General features: G+C 35.7%; 21 protein-coding genes. 15 read left to right on the top strand and 6 right to left on the bottom strand.

Annotated features, from left to right (window positions below):
• Window positions 1-3: 3 nt before the first annotated feature.
• The 9 genes from spoIIM to corA all read left to right on the top strand — a co-directional run bounded on the left by spoIIM (window position 4) and on the right by corA (window position 8,047).
• Window positions 4-651, top strand: a complete 648-nt coding sequence (spoIIM, locus tag DN410_RS16595) for a stage II sporulation protein M (RefSeq protein WP_000269099.1) — start codon at window positions 4-6, stop codon at window positions 649-651.
• A gap of 106 nt (window positions 652-757) precedes the next feature.
• A complete protein-coding gene (gene fur, locus DN410_RS16600; protein WP_000392656.1) occupies window positions 758-1,213 on the top strand; it encodes a ferric iron uptake transcriptional regulator in 456 nt (151 codons plus the stop codon).
• 103 nt (window positions 1,214-1,316) lie between these two features.
• Window positions 1,317-1,547: a YqzK family protein gene (locus tag DN410_RS16605; RefSeq protein ID WP_001250432.1), complete on the top strand. Its 231-nt coding sequence runs from the start codon at window positions 1,317-1,319 to the stop codon at window positions 1,545-1,547.
• A gap of 6 nt (window positions 1,548-1,553) precedes the next feature.
• Window positions 1,554-2,444, top strand: a complete 891-nt coding sequence (xerD, locus tag DN410_RS16610) for a site-specific tyrosine recombinase XerD (RefSeq protein ID WP_000390086.1) — start codon at window positions 1,554-1,556, stop codon at window positions 2,442-2,444.
• A 143-nt stretch (window positions 2,445-2,587) separates the two neighbouring features.
• A complete protein-coding gene (locus tag DN410_RS16615) occupies window positions 2,588-3,331 on the top strand; it encodes a FixH family protein (protein ID WP_149177309.1) in 744 nt (247 codons plus the stop codon).
• Between the two features lie 363 nt (window positions 3,332-3,694).
• Window positions 3,695-4,879, top strand: coding sequence for a phosphopentomutase (deoB, locus tag DN410_RS16620; RefSeq protein ID WP_149177310.1), 1,185 nt, complete (start codon window positions 3,695-3,697; stop codon window positions 4,877-4,879).
• A gap of 12 nt (window positions 4,880-4,891) precedes the next feature.
• Entirely contained in the window at window positions 4,892-5,713 is an 822-nt protein-coding gene (locus DN410_RS16625; RefSeq protein ID WP_001078444.1) for a purine-nucleoside phosphorylase, read from the top strand.
• A gap of 7 nt (window positions 5,714-5,720) precedes the next feature.
• A complete protein-coding gene (locus tag DN410_RS16630; protein ID WP_071713099.1) occupies window positions 5,721-7,025 on the top strand; it encodes a pyrimidine-nucleoside phosphorylase in 1,305 nt (434 codons plus the stop codon).
• 59 nt (window positions 7,026-7,084) lie between these two features.
• On the top strand, window positions 7,085-8,047 hold the full coding sequence (gene corA / locus DN410_RS16635) for a magnesium/cobalt transporter CorA (RefSeq protein ID WP_149177311.1): 963 nt from the start codon (window positions 7,085-7,087) through the stop codon (window positions 8,045-8,047).
• A 32-nt stretch (window positions 8,048-8,079) separates the two neighbouring features.
• Here the strand turns inward: corA and DN410_RS16640 are convergent, their stop codons facing one another.
• Both DN410_RS16640 and DN410_RS16645 read right to left on the bottom strand, forming a co-directional pair.
• A complete protein-coding gene (locus DN410_RS16640) occupies window positions 8,080-9,369 on the bottom strand; it encodes an NCS2 family permease (RefSeq protein ID WP_000676247.1) in 1,290 nt (429 codons plus the stop codon).
• Window positions 9,370-9,503: 134 nt separating this feature from the next.
• On the bottom strand, window positions 9,504-10,175 hold the full coding sequence (locus tag DN410_RS16645; protein ID WP_149177312.1) for an SIMPL domain-containing protein: 672 nt from the start codon (window positions 10,173-10,175) through the stop codon (window positions 9,504-9,506).
• A gap of 160 nt (window positions 10,176-10,335) precedes the next feature.
• Between DN410_RS16645 and DN410_RS16650 the strand changes: the two genes are divergently transcribed.
• Complete coding sequence (locus DN410_RS16650; RefSeq protein WP_001003309.1) at window positions 10,336-10,755, top strand: MarR family winged helix-turn-helix transcriptional regulator; 420 nt, start codon at window positions 10,336-10,338, stop codon at window positions 10,753-10,755.
• A gap of 102 nt (window positions 10,756-10,857) precedes the next feature.
• On the top strand, window positions 10,858-11,403 hold the full coding sequence (locus tag DN410_RS16655) for a hypothetical protein (protein WP_149177313.1): 546 nt from the start codon (window positions 10,858-10,860) through the stop codon (window positions 11,401-11,403).
• Between the two features lie 24 nt (window positions 11,404-11,427).
• Here the strand turns inward: DN410_RS16655 and DN410_RS16660 are convergent, their stop codons facing one another.
• Genes DN410_RS16660 through DN410_RS16675 form a run of 4 tightly spaced genes read right to left on the bottom strand, consistent with a single transcriptional unit; the run spans window position 11,428 to window position 14,825 of the window.
• Window positions 11,428-12,492 (bottom strand): ABC transporter permease, encoded by a 1,065-nt coding sequence (locus tag DN410_RS16660; protein ID WP_149177314.1) that lies wholly within the window; start codon window positions 12,490-12,492, stop codon window positions 11,428-11,430.
• A gap of 12 nt (window positions 12,493-12,504) precedes the next feature.
• Window positions 12,505-13,569 (bottom strand): ABC transporter permease subunit, encoded by a 1,065-nt coding sequence (locus DN410_RS16665; RefSeq protein ID WP_149177315.1) that lies wholly within the window; start codon window positions 13,567-13,569, stop codon window positions 12,505-12,507.
• Entirely contained in the window at window positions 13,559-14,440 is an 882-nt protein-coding gene (locus DN410_RS16670; protein WP_149177316.1) for an ABC transporter ATP-binding protein, read from the bottom strand. The genes DN410_RS16665 and DN410_RS16670 overlap by 11 nt, the downstream gene beginning before the upstream one ends.
• Window positions 14,406-14,825, bottom strand: a complete 420-nt coding sequence (locus tag DN410_RS16675) for a GntR family transcriptional regulator (RefSeq protein WP_017673592.1) — start codon at window positions 14,823-14,825, stop codon at window positions 14,406-14,408. The genes DN410_RS16670 and DN410_RS16675 overlap by 35 nt, the downstream gene beginning before the upstream one ends.
• Before the next feature lie 166 nt (window positions 14,826-14,991).
• On the opposite strand from DN410_RS16675, the gene dacF reads away from it, so the two are divergent.
• From dacF to sigF, 4 genes are all read left to right on the top strand, one after another.
• Entirely contained in the window at window positions 14,992-16,182 is a 1,191-nt protein-coding gene (dacF, locus tag DN410_RS16685; RefSeq protein ID WP_149177317.1) for a serine-type D-Ala-D-Ala carboxypeptidase DacF, read from the top strand.
• Between the two features lie 169 nt (window positions 16,183-16,351).
• Window positions 16,352-16,702 carry an anti-sigma F factor antagonist gene (gene spoIIAA, locus DN410_RS16690; protein WP_000059133.1) on the top strand — a complete coding sequence of 117 codons (351 nt, stop codon included), beginning with the start codon at window positions 16,352-16,354 and terminating at the stop codon, window positions 16,700-16,702.
• A complete protein-coding gene (spoIIAB, locus tag DN410_RS16695) occupies window positions 16,703-17,143 on the top strand; it encodes an anti-sigma F factor (RefSeq protein ID WP_149177318.1) in 441 nt (146 codons plus the stop codon).
• A 12-nt stretch (window positions 17,144-17,155) separates the two neighbouring features.
• On the top strand, window positions 17,156-17,914 hold the full coding sequence (gene sigF, locus DN410_RS16700; RefSeq protein WP_000350729.1) for an RNA polymerase sporulation sigma factor SigF: 759 nt from the start codon (window positions 17,156-17,158) through the stop codon (window positions 17,912-17,914).
• Window positions 17,915-18,024: the final 110 nt, after the last annotated feature.

Consider the following 18,024-nt stretch of genomic DNA (forward strand, 5'->3'; position numbering starts at 1 on the left):
AAAATGTGGCGAAAAACTTGGCAAGACCGTGTAATGTCTCACATACAGGAAAACTCTTCATTATATATATTTAACGCTGTTTTATTATTGATGGGAGTAATATTTGGAGCTATTCTTGTAAATAGTTTACAAATAAATCAAAAGCAAGATTTATCATTTTATTTACAGCGTTTTTTTGGACAAGTTTCTAAAGGAGAATTTGCTATCGCGGGCGAAATGTTTCGAGAAAGTTACTTTTCGCAGTTAAAATACATCGGCTTTATTTGGATTTTAGGGATTTCAATTATTGGATTACCACTTATTTTTATTTTATTATTTGTAAAAGGAGTAGTTGTTGGATTTACAGTAGGTTTTTTAGTCAGTCAGCATGGTTGGAATGGATTATTACTTGCATTCGTATCTGTATTGCCACAAAATCTCATCATAATTCCAGTATTTCTCGTTATGACAACAATTGCCGCCAGCTTTTCCTTACGCATGATTAGACATCAATTTATCCGGAAAATAACCGAGCCTCTACTACCATTATTAATTCGTTATACATGCTTCTTTCTTGTGATTGGAGCGGTGTTAGCTCTTGCTTCTAGTGTGGAAGCTTATGCATCGCCAGTTTTAATGAAAGAAGTCGTTGAGGCTATTAATAAAAAATAAATACTTTTTGAGAATAATTATCAATTTGTTTTTATTGTTTTTCTTTTGACAGAAGCTCTTCTTCTGATATAATGGTGTAAGAGTGGCGAGGAGGGAGTAGTACCGAATGGAAGAAAGAATTGAACGAATTAAGAAGCAATTACATGCAGCGAGCTATAAATTAACACCGCAACGTGAAGCAACAGTTCGTGTGCTGCTAGAAAATGAAGAAGATCATTTAAGCGCAGAAGATGTTTACCTCCTTGTAAAAGAAAAGTCGCCAGAGATCGGATTAGCAACTGTCTATCGAACTTTAGAGCTATTATCTGAGTTGAAAGTTGTCGATAAGATTAACTTCGGAGACGGTGTTTCACGCTATGACTTACGCCAAGAAGGTGCGCAGCGTTTCCACCATCATTTGATTTGTACACAATGTGGTGCTGTACAAGAAATACAAGAAGATTTACTTGGTGAAGTGGAAAGGAAAGTAGAACGAGACTGGAGCTTTAAGGTGAAAGATCATCGTTTAACATTCCATGGAATTTGTAAAAATTGTCAAGAAATTGAAACGGATGAAAAATAACCTTTTCCTATTTATCTAGGAAGAGGTTTTTTATTTGAATAAGGTATAAATTGGTGAAAGCTTGGCATATGTTGTAATAACTTATATTTTGGAGGAATTTACAATGCGCCGAGCTTTAAAATTAACTTTTGATGGAATAAAAGTATTTTTATTATTTACAAGTTGTACGATTTTGTTTTATTTCGCTATACTATGGATAAATGAAGAATATGAAAGCTATCATCGTTATGAAAAACCAAAAGAAGAGACTGTAGAAAAAGTATCAGGGAATGAAGAACCGGCAAAGGATGCTTTCGTAAATAGAATGATGTTTTTCTATGAAAATGGGGAGTAGTGTAGATTGGAAGATCAATTAAAAGATTTTATTCATTATATGGTTGTCGAGAAGGGATTAGCGAAAAATACAGTAGTATCTTATGAACGTGATTTGAAAAGTTATGTAAAGTATTTGCAAAATGTAGAACAGACCAAAACTTTTCATGAAGTGACACGCTTGCATATTGTTAACTTTCTGCAACATTTAAAAGAAAACGGAAAATCTTCGAAAACATTAGCACGTCATATTGCATCGATTCGTTCGTTTCACCAATTTTTACTTCGTGAACGAGCGGTAGAACACGACCCATCCGTACATATTGAAACGCCGCAAGGGGAGCGGAAATTACCAAAAGTATTATCAGTTGATGAAGTAGAGGCGTTACTTCAGACACCAAAAATGACGAGTGCTTTTGGAGTTCGTGATAAGGCGATGCTAGAGTTACTGTATGCGACAGGACTTCGCGTTTCAGAATTAATTGCACTAAATTTAGAAGATGTACATTTAACGATGGGGTTTGTTCGTTGCATAGGGAAAGGGAATAAAGAAAGAATTATTCCATTAGGAAGTTTAGCGACGGAAGCAATTCAAAAGTATATTGAAAAAGGAAGACGAGAATTGATGGGGAAAAAAGTAGTAGATGCACTCTTTTTAAACCATCATGGTAATCGATTATCAAGACAAGGTTTTTGGAAAATTTTAAAACGATTAGCGAAAGAAGCAAATATTGAAAAAGAGCTGACACCGCATACGTTGCGTCACTCTTTTGCTACGCATTTATTAGAAAATGGGGCAGACTTGCGTGCCGTACAAGAAATGCTTGGACATGCAGATATTTCAACGACGCAAATTTATACGCACGTTTCAAAAACTAGATTAAAAGATGTATATAAACAGTTTCATCCGAGAGCATAGTTACTATGCTCTTTTTTCATAGATTCAGAAGGGAAGGTCGTTTCACAGAAACTTCACAAATATTTCGTACATTGTTTTCAGCGGAAGACTGGAATATTACAATGTTTTTCCTCTATACTAAATAAGGTATGAAGGAGGAAATGATGATGAAAAAACTTATTATGACTTTATTTATCGCGATGCTAGCGTTGGCTGGCTGTAATACAAACAAAGAAGAACCGAAAAAAGAACAGAAACTGGAAGCTGTAAAAGTAGCAGTTCAAACAAATCCGAAAGAAATTAAACCAGGTGAGAAAACAGAAGTACAAGCACTTGTTACACAAGGAAAAGAAAAAGTAACGGATGCTGATGATGTAAAGTTTGAAATTTGGAAAGCTGGCGACGAGAAGCATGAGATGTTAGATGGTAAGCATAAAGGGAAAGGTGTTTATGCAGTAGAGAAAACGTTTGAGACGGATGGAGTATACCATATTATCGCTCACACAAATGCACGTGAGATGCATGTTATGCCAGAAGTAAAAGTTGCTGTAGGAAATGCGAAAGTAGAAGATGCGAAAAAAGAAAGTAACGATCACGATGCAGGGCACGGCGATCACAAAAGTGACACAATGATCCATCTTATGACTGGTGATATAAAAGTAAATAATGAAGCAACAATGAAAGTTCATTTAAAGCAAAAAGAAGAGGCATTAACGGGTGCTGAAGTCCAACTTGAGATTTGGAAAGATGGTGTTGAAAAACACGAATTTATTCCTGCGAAAGAAGGGAATAAGGGAGAGTATGAAAGTAAACATACTTTTAAAGAGAACGGTACTTACAAAGTGAAAGTGCATGTGAGAAAAGGCGAACTGCATGAACATAAAGAAGAAACAGTAGAAGTCAAATAAAAAGCAGCTCGTTAGAGCTGCTTTTTATTTTATATAAAGAAATAAGTCACAAAATAGTTAGCACTTCTTTGTAGAATGGATTACAATAGAAGTGTGAAGAAAATGAGAAATTCTACGAAAATGTATTAAAAAGAAAGCGTAAACATGTTATGATATCAATATCAGATGTCTGACATCTGACTTAGAAAAAACTAGAAATGTTTTTACGTCGTTTCAAGTAAAATAAAATAGGTTAGAGAATGATTTAAAGAAGTACTGTTTGACAATGAGAACGAAAGATAATTCTTATGGAGAACAGTTTCACTTTATAGCGTTTTGAACATACTACAAGAAGTAGAACTGAACTTATAGGAGGTCGCAGTTATGAATAAATATAAACGTATATTCCTAGTCGTAATGGATTCTGTTGGAATCGGTGAAGCGCCAGATGCTGAACAATTTGGTGATTTAGGATCTGACACAATCGGTCACATTGCTGAACATATGAATGGGTTACAAATGCCTAACATGGTGAAATTAGGTCTTGGTAACATTCGTGAAATGAAAGGTATCTCTAAAGTAGAAAAACCACTTGGATATTATACAAAAATGCAAGAGAAATCTACTGGTAAAGATACAATGACAGGACACTGGGAGATCATGGGGCTTTACATTGATACACCATTCCAAGTGTTCCCTGAAGGATTTCCAAAAGAATTACTTGATGAATTAGAAGAAAAAACAGGCCGTAAAATTATCGGTAATAAACCAGCTTCTGGAACTGAGATTCTTGATGAACTTGGTCAAGAACAAATGGAAACAGGTTCTTTAATCGTTTACACTTCTGCTGATAGTGTATTACAAATCGCAGCACACGAAGAAGTAGTGCCACTTGATGAATTATATAAAATTTGTAAAATTGCACGTGAATTAACGTTAGATGAGAAATACATGGTAGGACGTGTTATCGCTCGTCCGTTCGTTGGAGAACCAGGTAAATTCACACGTACACCAAATCGTCACGACTATGCGTTAAAACCATTCGGTCGCACAGTAATGAATGAATTAAAAGATAGTGATTATGATGTAATTGCTATCGGTAAAATCTCTGACATCTATGATGGTGAAGGTGTAACTGAATCACTTCGTACGAAGTCTAACATGGACGGAATGGATAAGCTTGTAGATACATTAAATATGGACTTTACAGGTCTTAGCTTCTTAAACTTAGTTGACTTTGATGCATTATTCGGTCACCGTCGTGATCCACAAGGATACGGAGAAGCTCTGCAAGAATATGATGCACGTCTTCCAGAAGTATTCGAAAAACTAAAAGAAGATGATTTATTATTAATTACAGCAGACCACGGTAATGACCCAGTTCACCACGGTACGGATCATACACGCGAATATGTACCGTTATTAGCATATAGCCCAAGTATGAAAGATGGCGGACAAGAATTATCACTTCGTCAAACATTTGCTGATATTGGTGCAACTGTAGCAGAAAACTTCGGTGTGAAAATGCCAGAATACGGAACAAGCTTCTTAAACGAGCTAAAGAAATAGGGGGATAAACAAATGAATCGTGAACTTATTACAAAATCAGCTTCATACTTAAAAGAGAAATTTCAAGAGACACCACAAGTAGGACTAATCCTTGGATCAGGACTAGGTGTATTAGCAGATGAAATCGAGAACGCAGTAACAGTACCTTACAGTGAAATCCCTGAATTCCCAGTATCAACTGTAGAAGGTCATGCAGGTCAACTAGTATTCGGTACACTTCAAGGTGTTACTGTAGTAGCAATGCAAGGACGTTTCCACTTCTATGAAGGATACGACATGCAAAAAGTAACATTCCCAGTTCGTGTTATGAAAGAACTAGGTGTAGAAACAGTTGTTGTAACGAATGCAGCTGGTGGTGTAAATACATCATTTGAGCCAGGTGACCTTATGTTAATTTCAGATCACATCAACTTCATGGGTACAAATCCATTAATCGGACCAAATGATTCTGAAATGGGCGTACGTTTCCCTGATATGTCTACATCATATACGACAGAACTTCGCGAAATGGCGAAACAAGTTGCAGCAGACTTAAATATTAAAGTGCAAGAAGGTGTATACGTTGGAATGACAGGTCCTGTATATGAAACACCTGCTGAAATTCGTATGCTTCGTACACTTGGCGGAGATGCAGTTGGTATGTCAACAGTACCTGAAGTAATTGTAGCGCGTCATGCAGGTATGAAAGTACTTGGTATTTCTTGTATTTCAAATATGGCAGCTGGTATTTTAGATCAGCCACTTCACCACGATGAAGTAATCGAAACGACAGAACGTGTTAAAGCTAACTTCCTAGCATTAGTAAAAGCAATCGTAAAACAAATGAAGGGGTGACCTCACAATGAGAATGGTGGACCTAATTGCAAAAAAACGTGACGGACATGCATTAACGACAGAAGAAATTAACTTTATTGTTGAAGGATATACGAATGGTGATATTCCTGATTATCAAGTAAGTTCACTTGCAATGGCAATTTTCTTCCAAGATATGAACGATCAAGAACGTGCTGATTTAACGATGGCAATGGTAAATAGCGGTGATACAATCGACTTATCAGCTATTGAAGGTGTAAAAGTAGATAAGCACTCAACAGGTGGTGTTGGTGATACAACAACACTTGTATTAGGTCCATTAGTAGCCGCTTTAGGTGTACCAGTTGCAAAAATGTCTGGACGCGGTTTAGGACATACTGGTGGTACAATTGATAAATTAGAAGCAGTTCCAGGATTCCATGTGGAAATTGAAAATGATGAATTCATGCGTCTTGTAAATGAAAACAAGATCGCTGTTATTGGTCAAAGTGGAAACTTAACACCTGCCGATAAAAAGTTATATGCACTTCGTGATGTAACGGCAACAGTAAACTCAATTCCGCTTATTGCAAGCTCGATTATGAGTAAAAAAATTGCTGCTGGTGCAGATGCAATTGTTCTTGATGTAAAAACTGGAGCAGGTGCATTTATGAAAACAGATGAAGATGCAAAACGTTTAGCAGAAGCAATGGTGCGCATTGGTAATAACGTTGGTCGTAATACAATGGCAGTTATTTCTGATATGAGTCAACCACTAGGTGAAGCTATTGGTAACGCATTAGAAGTACAAGAGGCAATTGATACATTACAAGGTAAAGGACCGAAAGATTTAGAAGAGTTATGTTTAACACTTGGAAGTCAAATGGTATACCTTGCTGGACAAGCTTCATCTTTAGAAGATGCTCGTGAAAAGCTAATTGAAGTAATGAACAACGGAAAAGCATTAGAATCGTTTAAAACGTTCTTATCAGCGCAAGGCGGCGATGCATCTGTTGTTGATGATCCTTCTAAATTGCCACAAGCACAATTTAAAATTGAGGTAGAAGCGAAAGAAGACGGATATGTATCAGAAATCGTTGCAGACGAAATCGGAACAGCAGCAATGCTTTTAGGAGCAGGACGTGCAACGAAAGAGTCTGAAATTGATTTAGCAGTTGGTCTAATGCTTCGCAAAAAAGTAGGGGATAGCGTGAAGAAAGGTGACTCACTAGTTACAATTTACGCAAACCGCGAAAATGTTGAAGATGTAAAAGCGAAAATTTATGAGAACATGAAGATCTCTAAAGAACACGTAGATGCACCAACTTTAGTACATGGTATCGTAACGAAGTAATAAAAAAGCTGAGGAGATTTCTCCTTGGCTTTTTTTACTATTTTTTGTTTATAATAATAATGGGTGAAATTATGATTAGAATTTGTGCAGTAACAAAAACAGATGAAGTATTATATGATGTTTCGCTAGAAGAAACAACGAAAGACCATATTGTATGGTATTGGCTAGATTTATATAAGCCAACGAAAGAAGAGTATACTTATATTTTGCAAGATCATTTTAAGTTCCATCCCCTTGCAATTGAAGACTGTCTTGAATATGTACAGAGGCCAAAAGTTGATTTCTATGATGGATATAACTTTTTAGTTCTTCACGCATTTGGAGAGGATGGGCTAGAACCACATGAAATCGATTTATTTGTTAGTGATCGCTATATTGTTTCTTTCCATTTTTCTCATAACAATGCGATTGAAAGAGTATGGAAAACGCTTGGGGAAAAGAAACGGATTAAGAAGGGCCCTTTACATGTAGCACATACGATTACTGACCAAATTGTAGATGATTATTTTGCGCCTGTGTATTACATTGAAGATCATTTAAATGCAATTGATGATAATTTAACAGGTGAGACTGCGGGAAGTGTATTAGAAGAAGTATTTGATATAAGGGCTGATTTATCTAAGCTAAGGCGTACAATCATTCCGATGCGTGATTTATTGTATCGAATTTTAAATTCGACCCGTTTTTACGGTATAAGTGATCATGAGATTTATTTTAAAGATATACATGATCATTTGCTGAAGCTGACTGAAATGATTGAAGCGAGCCGAGAGTTAACGGCAGATATTCGGGATAGCTATTTTTCATTAAACTCGCACCATATGAATAATATTATGAAAACATTAACGGTTTTCTCTACTATTTTTATGCCATTAACATTTATTGCGGGAGTATATGGAATGAACTTCTCACATATGCCGGAGCTAGGCGGACAATATAGTTATTTTATTTGTCTACTAATCATGGTGTTAATTGGCGGTGGAATGATGGCTTGGTTTTATAAAAAAGGATGGTTTAAGTAAAAAAACACCGAGGATTTCCTCGGTGTTTTTTCTTAACCAATAGCATGTAATACAAACATGGCTAAGAATAAGCATGTAATGATATACATAGATGGTGCGACTTCTTTACGCTTTCCAAGTGCAACTTTTAAGATAGGATAAGCAATAAATCCGAATGCAATGCCATCAGCGATACTATATGTGAGCGGGATCATAACGATAATTAAAAACGCTGGAAATCCTTCTGAAAAATCGTTCAGAGGAATTTGTTGAATGCTTGTAATCATTAGACCGCCAATAATAATTAAGATAGGTGCAATGGCACTATCAGGAATTAATTTGACAAACGGAAGCGCAAACAGTGACGCGAAGAATAACAACCCTGTAACGATAGACGTCAGACCTGTTTTGCCGCCTGCAGTAATACCTGCGGCACTCTCTACAGTTGAAACAGTAGGGCTTGTGCCAAATAGACCACATGTCATTGCTGAAATTGCATTTGCTTGATAAGCACGCGGGAATTTACGATCATCTTCTAATAAACCGTGCAATAGTCCCATGTTCTCAAAAATAAGCACCATGCTTAAGGAGAATGTTGCAATCCAAAACGGTAAGGAAGAAAGTTTGCCAAATGACATAGCTCCAAACACATCGCCATAATTAGCGAATGAGAATGAACTATTTCCGATTTGACTTGTATCAACAAGGCCAAATAGCCATGCAATACCAGTTCCTATTGCAATCGTCCATAAAAAGTTTCCACGTACGTTACGAATAAATAATACAAGTGCAATGATAAGAGTAAGCACGGTCGCAAGAACGACAGGGTTACTTAATTTACCCATTGCAACAGCAGTATTTGGATTCGAAACGACTAAACCACCTTTTTGCAATCCGATAAACGCTAAAAACAATCCGATGCCGACAGTAATAGCTTCCTTTAATGACTTTGGAATCGATACTGAAAGCACGCGAGCGATTGGTGTAAACGCAGCAATTGCAAAAATAATACCAGAGATGAAGACAGCTGCTAATGCTTCCTGCCAAGTTAATCCGAGCGTATGCACAGCAGTGTACGTGAAGAATGCATTTACACCCATACCAGGGACAAGAATAGCAGGGGCATTTGCCCAAAATGCCATGAGTAGACATCCGACAAATGAACTGAAAACAGTTGCTAAAATTCCAGCTTCAAGAGGAATGCCAGCATCGGATAAAATGGATGCATTTACAATCATAATATATACGATCGTGAAAAATGACGTAACTCCAGCTAAAACTTCTTGTTTCGGTGATGTTTCGTGTAAACCTAATTTAAATGTTCTTTCAAGTATTCCTTTCATGTTAAACCTTCTTTTTCATATCCCTCTCCCACCCGTGATATCTCTTTTGTAAGAGCTCACCGTCCTTTATTATATCAGAACATCATGTTTTTACAACAAGGAAAATGATAACGTTTACTTATAAATGAAATTATTTATAAATACGTAAAAATCGCCCGTATTGTAGAAATTATCTCTAATTCTCCCGATTGAATAGGAGGGGCTGCTTGTGCATGTAAAGTAGCGTAGGATGCGACTTCCCGTGGTAATTGGGCAGACTCTTCAACGAATGAGAGTGGGACAGGATTAATGTTTAAATTATATGTACTCGCAATAGCACGAGCTTTTTCTACTGCTTGTTGCAGAGCTTGTATGAGGGCTTGCTCATAATATTTATTTGGATGAGATATTCGAAAGCGTAATCCTTTTGCTACGTTTGCCCCATTGGAAACGGCTATATCATATACTTCCCCTGCTTTTTGTACATTTAAAACGGTAATTTCATACAAATGCTCCACGCGGTATCCCTGAAGCAATGCTTTATCATTTACATATTCGTACTGAGGAGTAATTGTATACGAAATGGTTTCGATATCTTTGTCGGCAATACCTAGTTGTTTCAGTGCATCTAGCAATTGTTTTGATTGCACTGCATTTTCTTCTTGCGCTTGTTTTACATTTTTATGATCTGTTCGAATGCCGAGTGTTAATATGACAACGTTTGGTTTTGCTTTTACAATTCCTTCTCCCTGTACAGTAATAGTAGCTTCTTTACCAGTATTTGTCGTACGGATATTATGTAAATATGGATTCATTCCACCTTGCATTTTCCATCACCATCCTTTTTTATATGTATATGTGTGAACAAAAAAGAAATTTATATGAAAAAAGTTACATAAATGAGAATGTTGAGGGAAGAAAGCATATACAACATAGGTATTTATAGATTATAATATGTGTAAATATGATAAAAAAGGGACGAGGCTAGTGAACGAAAAAAGAGAAACACTGATTTTAGAGTTATCCGGATCATTTAGAAAGATGATACGTTTATTACAAAATGATATTAATACACGTTTTGCAGAACATATGCCATATAATGAATTTTCTGTATTACGCGCGTTATTTTTAAAAAGTCCACAGATGGCTTCGCAAATTGCGAGTGAAGTAAACGTAACCTCCAGTCATATTACAGCTGTTACAGATCGTCTCGTACGAAAAGGGTTTGTAGAAAGAAAACGTTCAAACTCAGATCGTCGTATCGTGTATTTAGAAATTACTGAACACGGAAGAGAAGTAACTGAGAAACTTGAAGCTGTGCGTAAAGAATATTATAAAGAGAGATTTAAAGGTTGGAGCGACCAAGAAATAGAAATGGTGTTAGAGCTATTTGGCCGCGTATTATAATAAATGAGGATAGGGAGCGAAAGCTTTCCTATCCTTTTTCTTTTGAATAAAAATATTTTGAAACTCCAATACTTTAATTAAAAAGAATCGGAGTGAAAAATTATGAAACGTATTTTTACGCTTCTTATTATGACTGGAGGTTTTTTCTGCTTTCATCAATTCGTGGATGCTGCAACGCCAATTCAAGTCGTCCAAAAAGAATTACAACATATTTCAAATAAGCAACCTGTCTTATATTCGAAGCTATGGATTCGCTCTATGCAGAATACGATTTTATTTCATCATAGCGATAACGTTCGGCATGAAGATACGATAAGCAATGTGACAAAGTCTTCTCTTGTAAAAGTAAAACAACTGCCACTTCAGAAAGCATCACAGTACATCCCGAGATTATCACAATATATTTCTAAGTTTGAAGCTGAGAATGTGCAAGTGTATTATGTGGCGGCCCGTTATGAAGTGAAAAAAGAGAACCCGTACCAATTAAATGGAATGAATTATTTTATGCAAGTGTTTATTCAACAAGGGGGAGAATGGAGAATTGCTGAAAGCATAGTTGCTCCAACCGATCAAATCGTAGCAAATGGTGATGGGTTTGGAACGAAGCAAGAAAAAGAGTATGGGAAAAGAAGAGAGAATGTAAAATAGCCTCCTCAATAAGAGGAGGTTATTTTATTTGAAATTCCAAGATACTTTCCATTTTAATATTTTAGCTAGGAAGAAATACGTAATTAAACTAGCCACCAAAAACCCGATGTAAAAATTGAGCAAGGAATGCGCGTCACTGAAAATTAAGCCTCCAGTGATTCCAGCAAGTAGAATAGCACAAGTCAAAACTACTTTTTGTAATTTTGGATATAATAAGTAGTTACCATTTCGTTCATTGATTGAACGAACGTATAAATATATGCCGAGTGGTAATAAAATAATGATATGTGCGATAGGTCCAATCAATGTTTTTGCTGGTGGAATCTTTGTAAAGTTTGGTTCGTTATGCCGCACTCCATTTGAATCGGTATAAGCCCTTTGTGGATCATAATTAAATATAATCTGAAATTCTTCTGCTGGACTAGAAATACGTATGTTTTCCATCACATCATGTATAAGGCCGTTGTCCTCATGAAATTCAGTGTTTGAGTGAACAGCAATGACTCCTGCAATAAGTGATGGGAGTAACACAGGGAATATTAATATAGCTGCAGTGAGAAATCCTTGCGATATAATATTCCCTGTAATTGTACCTATACATAAGGCAATTGTATAAATAGCGATTAATACAATTAACATGTATATAAAATAACTATGAAAGGGGGAGAATACTTGATATTTATTATGAAAAGTTAACTTTTTCATAATAGCAAATAGCCCCCAGTTTAAAACGACAACAGCGGTGATATTACAGATTCCAAACAACCACTTTGTTATATAGAGGTGTGAACGTTTAAAGGGCATAGACCACAACAAATCACTAGAGTTATTTTGTCTCTCCCATCCAACTAACGTACAAGCTAGAACGATAAGTATACTACCTAACAGTATGACAGGGTTTAAAAGTGTTAAATCAAAGTAATAATGATATACATAATTCCACTCTTTATCCTGTTTTAGAAAGTATTGTTGTTGAATAGAAGCCATATAATATTTATACGATAAAGTATAGAAGCTGGTGAGCCAAAATAACCATACAACATATTTACTTTGTTGATACGTTCTTAGCCATAGTGCTTTTTGAAACATAGGATCTCTCCTTTAAAAAACTTTATAATTTGTTAGGCGTGATAATACAACATAAGTAATAATTCCAGCGAGAAACAAACTAATATAGTAGTTAGGTAAGAAATAAAATTGGTTCATTTTATAGCCACCTAGTAATGCAAAGTAAATGGTTGTCACCCATATACATATTCGTAAATGCTTTTGGAAAATAAATATCTTTTGACTGTTTTCATTTGGTGATCGCATATATAAATATGTTCCAAGTAGTAAGTAAAAAATTGTATAAAAAATAGGGACTAGCATTGATTTTGCTGAATAATATTTATGAGATACTGGATTTCTTAAAGTAGTTGGATCGTCTTTCTTCTCAAGGTGTTCTGGATGATAGTTATAATTAATTGAAAAGCGATAAATTGGTGCAACTATATTTGTTTTTTGATTGATTTCATAAAGTTGTTGATCTAATTTATTATTTTTAGTATTTGTAGCCTCTAAATGATTTATCGTAAAGGTGTACACTAGTGGAATAAATGTAAGCCCCATTAGTAGCCATGGAATACAAAAAACGACTTGTGACACGATGCTTCCAGTAAAAGTACCGATACATAAAGCAGCTGTATATACTGCGACATAAGAAACAATCGCATAAAGAAAGTATCGATGAAATGGACTAAAAGATTGATAATCAAAATGAATAGTTGTTCTATAAATAACATACATAAGGATCCAATTGATAAGTAACGAGACCAAAATACAAAATGAACCAAAAGCCCATTTAGATAAGAAAACATCTTTTCTTTTAAACGGCATCGTCATAAGTAGTGTATTAGATTGGTTACTACGCTCCCAGCCTATCAATAAGCAGGCTAAAGCAATGAGAAGAACTGTTAACAAAAAACTATTACCTTCTCCTGAAGAAAAGGAATAAAAATAATAATACTGTTTCCCCTTCTCTTGTAATTCGTAATATTCAGCAAGTTCCACCTGAGCACTTCTATAGTAGCCGAAAGATAACAAGTAAAGCGAACTAAAGAAGAATAGTAACACAGCATATTTCCCGCGCTTCCAATTCCACATCCACAACGCCTTATGAAACATACCCATCCTCCTCCAGTGTCGTAACGAAGACATCTTCAAGTGACATTGTTAATTCTTCAATGAGTATAGGTTGTTCTTTATAAAACTTTTCCAGTGTTGTAGCCACATTTCCCTCAATTAAGATTGTATATACTTTTCCTGTTTGATTTAATATTTTAATATTGTTTAAGTTTTCTAGTTTTTGAGGTAATGAACGTTCATAAGCTACTTGTATTTTTGCGAATCGTGATTTTGCATCGTCTAGTGATGTAATAGAAGATATAGTATGGCCTTTTAATATAATGATTGTATCTGCAATTTGTTCCACTTCATCTAAATGGTGAGTGGAGATAAAAATGGTAATCTCTTTTTCTGCAACTTCTCCAACGAGAAACTGTAAAATTTGCCTTTTCACGATAGGATCAAGTCCATTTGTCGGCTCATCTAAAATGATATATTCGGCCTTTGTAGAAACGGCTAAAATGATGGCGAGCAGTGCTTTCATTCCTTTTGAGTAGCTACGAATTCGTTTGTTTGGTAAGTTAAAACGTTCTAACAGTTCATAGAAATGTGTTCCATCAAATGCGGTATAAACTTCTTTATAAAACTTTACAATTTCTTTTATCGTATAGCCGTTCAATATGTTAGTAGAATCAGGAACGTATACGATTTTTTGCTTTATTTCAGGACACTGGTGAATGTTTGTATCTTCATATGTAACAGTCCCTGCATCAGGGTCTAAAATGCCGACCATCGTTCGTAATAAAGTTGTTTTCCCCGCACCATTTCTTCCGAGTAATCCGATGATACTCCCTCTTTGCAATGTGAAAGAAACATCGTCTAAAATCGTTTGATTATCAATTGTTTTCTTCAGGCTTGTCACTTTCAGCATCCGTATTTCCTCCAATCTCTTTGTAGTATGAATCTATCCAATCGTGAATTTTATCTTTCGTAACACCAAGATAAGAGGCTTCTAATAGTAATTGATGAAATTGCTTTTCAACCATAGCGATTTTCCTTTCGTCTAATGTTGGGGTAATCGATTGGGATACAAATGTTCCTTTTCCTCGTAATGTTTCAATAATCCCTTGTCGCTCTAACTCTTGATAAGCTTTACTCACTGTATTTGGATTTATAACGAGTAAAGAAGCGAGTTCGCGTACAGAAGGAAGTTTATCACTTGGAGCTAACATGTTTTTCAATACGAGTTCTTTTATATTTTGAACAATTTGTTCCCATATCGGAGTGTTGCTTCTTGGATCAAGTTGAATATGCAAGAGCAATGTCTCCTTTCTGACGTGTATTAAGTGTACTACTATGTGTAATACATTTAATACAATATAGGTGATGAATGTGTTTGTCAACTGAAAATGTTAGAAAAATATGGTATTAAAAAATAATAAATTGGAAAAAATAGGTTTGATATAGAATGGAGGGTTAGTCATGAAGCGAGTTTTTGGAATACTTGTTTGTTTCATGTTATTGCTTTCTGGTACTTCAGTGAGTTTTGCACAATCTGAGAAAACGAAACAGGAGAAAACAGAAGAAACCGCGCCGAAGTTAGCGGAACAAGCATCGTCAGCAATCGTAATTGAACAAGATACAGGTAAAATTTTATTTGATAAAAATCCGAATGAGAAGTTACCACCTGCTAGTATGACGAAGATTATGACAATGCTATTAATTATGGAACAAGTTGAAAAAGGAAAACTAAAACTGACAGATAAAGTTAGAGCAAGTGAGCATGCAGCTTCAATGGGTGGGTCGCAAATCTTTTTAGAGCCTGGGGAAGAGATGACTGTAAATGAAATGCTAAAGGGTATTGCCATTGCATCTGGAAATGATGCGTCTGTTGCAGTAGCGGAGCATATCGCTGGTTCAGAAGAAGGTTTTGTAAATATGATGAACAAAAAAGCGAAAGATTTAGGACTGAAAAATACTCATTTTCAAAATCCGACAGGTCTCCCAGCAAAAGATCATTATTCCACAGCAAATGATATGGCAATTATGGCGAGAGAATTGATGAAGTACCCTCTTATTCGTAAATATACAGGTAAATATGAGGACTATTTACGTGAAGATACGGATAAGAAGTTTTGGCTCGTTAATACGAATAAATTAGTACGTTTTTATCCTGGAGTAGATGGAGTGAAAACGGGTTTTACGACGGAAGCGAAATATTGTTTAACTGCATCAGCTGAAAAAAATGGCATGCGTGTTATTTCAGTTGTTATGGGAGCACCTACATCTAAAGAACGGAACAATCAAGTGACGAAGCTTCTTGATTATGCGTTTGGTCAATATATGACAAAGAAAATGTATACGCGCGGTGAAAAAATTAAGACTGTACAAGTAGGAAAAGGTAAAAAGGAAAAAGTAGATTTAGTTGCGTCAGATAATGTGTCTCTTCTAATGAAGAAGGGCGAAAATATGGACAAAGTAAAACAAGAAGTAATCGCTGAAAAGAAAGTTAAGGCACCAATTAAAAAAGGTGATGCGCTTGGTACACTTGTTATTAAAAAAGATAAAGAGGTTTTATTAAAACAAACAATCGTAGCAAAAGAAGATGTTGCAGCAGCAAGCTGGTGGGAGTTATTTAAGAGAAGTTTTGGGATGTTTTCAACATCAAAATAGCGGCGGGAAATTTGCCGCTTTTCTGCTTGTTTGTACAGGAATAATTGCTGAAAGATTTCACATTATGGCGAAATAGTACTTCTTTTGTCAGTAGGAAGGATTCTTATTCTCTGTCACGAAAATCTTATGTATGCTAATGAGTAAAGTTTGAGCATAAGGAGGAAATCGTGTGAGTCTTTCCATGCAATTAGAGGTAAAGCGTGACGTCTTATGTGTGAGGTTAGCGGGTGAATTAGATCATCATACTGCTGAAGAGTTGCGAACGAAAGTAACAGATATGATTGAGACGCATGGTGTTCATCATATTGTTTTGAGCCTAGAGAATTTATCATTTATGGATAGTTCTGGTTTAGGTGTTATATTAGGCCGATATAAACATGTAAAGGGATTAGGTGGAGAAATGGTTGTTTGTGCAATCTCACCACCTGTTAAACGTTTATTTGAAATGTCAGGCCTATTCAAAATTGTTCGTTTAGAAGAAAGTGAAGCGCATGCGCTCGCGACGTTGGGGGTGGCATAAATGAGAAATGAAATGAACCTTCAATTTTCAGCGTTAAGTCAGAACGAATCATTCGCTCGTGTTACAGTAGCTGCTTTTATTGCACAACTAGACCCGACGATGGAAGAACTAACGGAGATTAAAACAGTTGTGTCAGAAGCGGTTACAAATGCAATTATTCATGGGTACGAAGGAAATGCAGAAGGTGTTGTTTATATTTCAGTGATTTTGGAAGAAGCAATGGTGAAACTCACGATTCGAGATGAAGGGATTGGTATCTTTAACTTAGATGAAGCGAGACAACCCCTGTTTACAACTAAACCTGAATTAGAGCGTTCCGGAATGGGATTTACTATCATGGAAAATTTTATGGATGAATTAGAAGTTATTTCAAACGAATCTTTCGGGACAACAATCCATTTGACAAAATACTTATCAAATAGTAACGCTCTATGCAATTAAGGAGAATAGCCTATGGACATAGAGGTCAAAAATGAGAAGAAGAAACCTCAGTTAAAGGACCACGAGCTAAAAGCGTTAATTCAAAAAAGTCAAGATGGAGATCAACAAGCAAGAGATACAATCGTTCAAAGTAATATGCGTCTCGTATGGTCGGTTGTTCAGCGGTTTCTGAACCGAGGATACGAACCAGACGACTTATTTCAAATTGGATGTATTGGACTCTTAAAATCGGTAGATAAATTTGATTTATCTTTCGACGTGAAATTTTCAACATATGCAGTTCCCATGATTATTGGAGAAATCCAACGATTTTTACGCGATGACGGATCGGTGAAAGTGAGTAGATCTTTAAAAGAAACAGGAAACAAAATTCGAAAAATGAGAGACGAGCTTTCAAAAGAATTTGGAAGAGCTCCAACGATTAATGAAGTAGCTGAGGCTCTGGAACTAACGCCAGAAGAAGTTGTTTTGGCACAAGAAGCGAGTCGTGCGCCTTCATCGATACATGAAACTGTGTATGAAAATGACGGGGATCCAATTACTATTTTAGATCAAATCGCAGATCAATCTGAGACGAAATGGTTTGATAAAATTGCTTTAAAAGAAGCGATTAGAGAATTGGATGAACGCGAACGTTTAATTGTGTATTTGCGCTATTATAAAGACCAAACACAATCAGAAGTAGCTGAGCGTATTGGTATTTCACAAGTGCAAGTGTCGAGACTTGAAAAGAAAATATTAAAACAGATGAAAGATCGAATAGACGAATAATTATCTATTCGATTTTTTTTATTGTCATGAAAAGGATATGATTACAACTATTTCTAAAAAATTGACAGAATTTATTGATAATTTAGTAAATTTAAAATATAATCCAAGTA

The sequence above is a fragment of the Bacillus sp. SH5-2 genome (assembly GCF_008368905.1).
Taxonomy (GTDB): domain Bacteria; phylum Bacillota; class Bacilli; order Bacillales; family Bacillaceae_G; genus Bacillus_A; species Bacillus_A luti.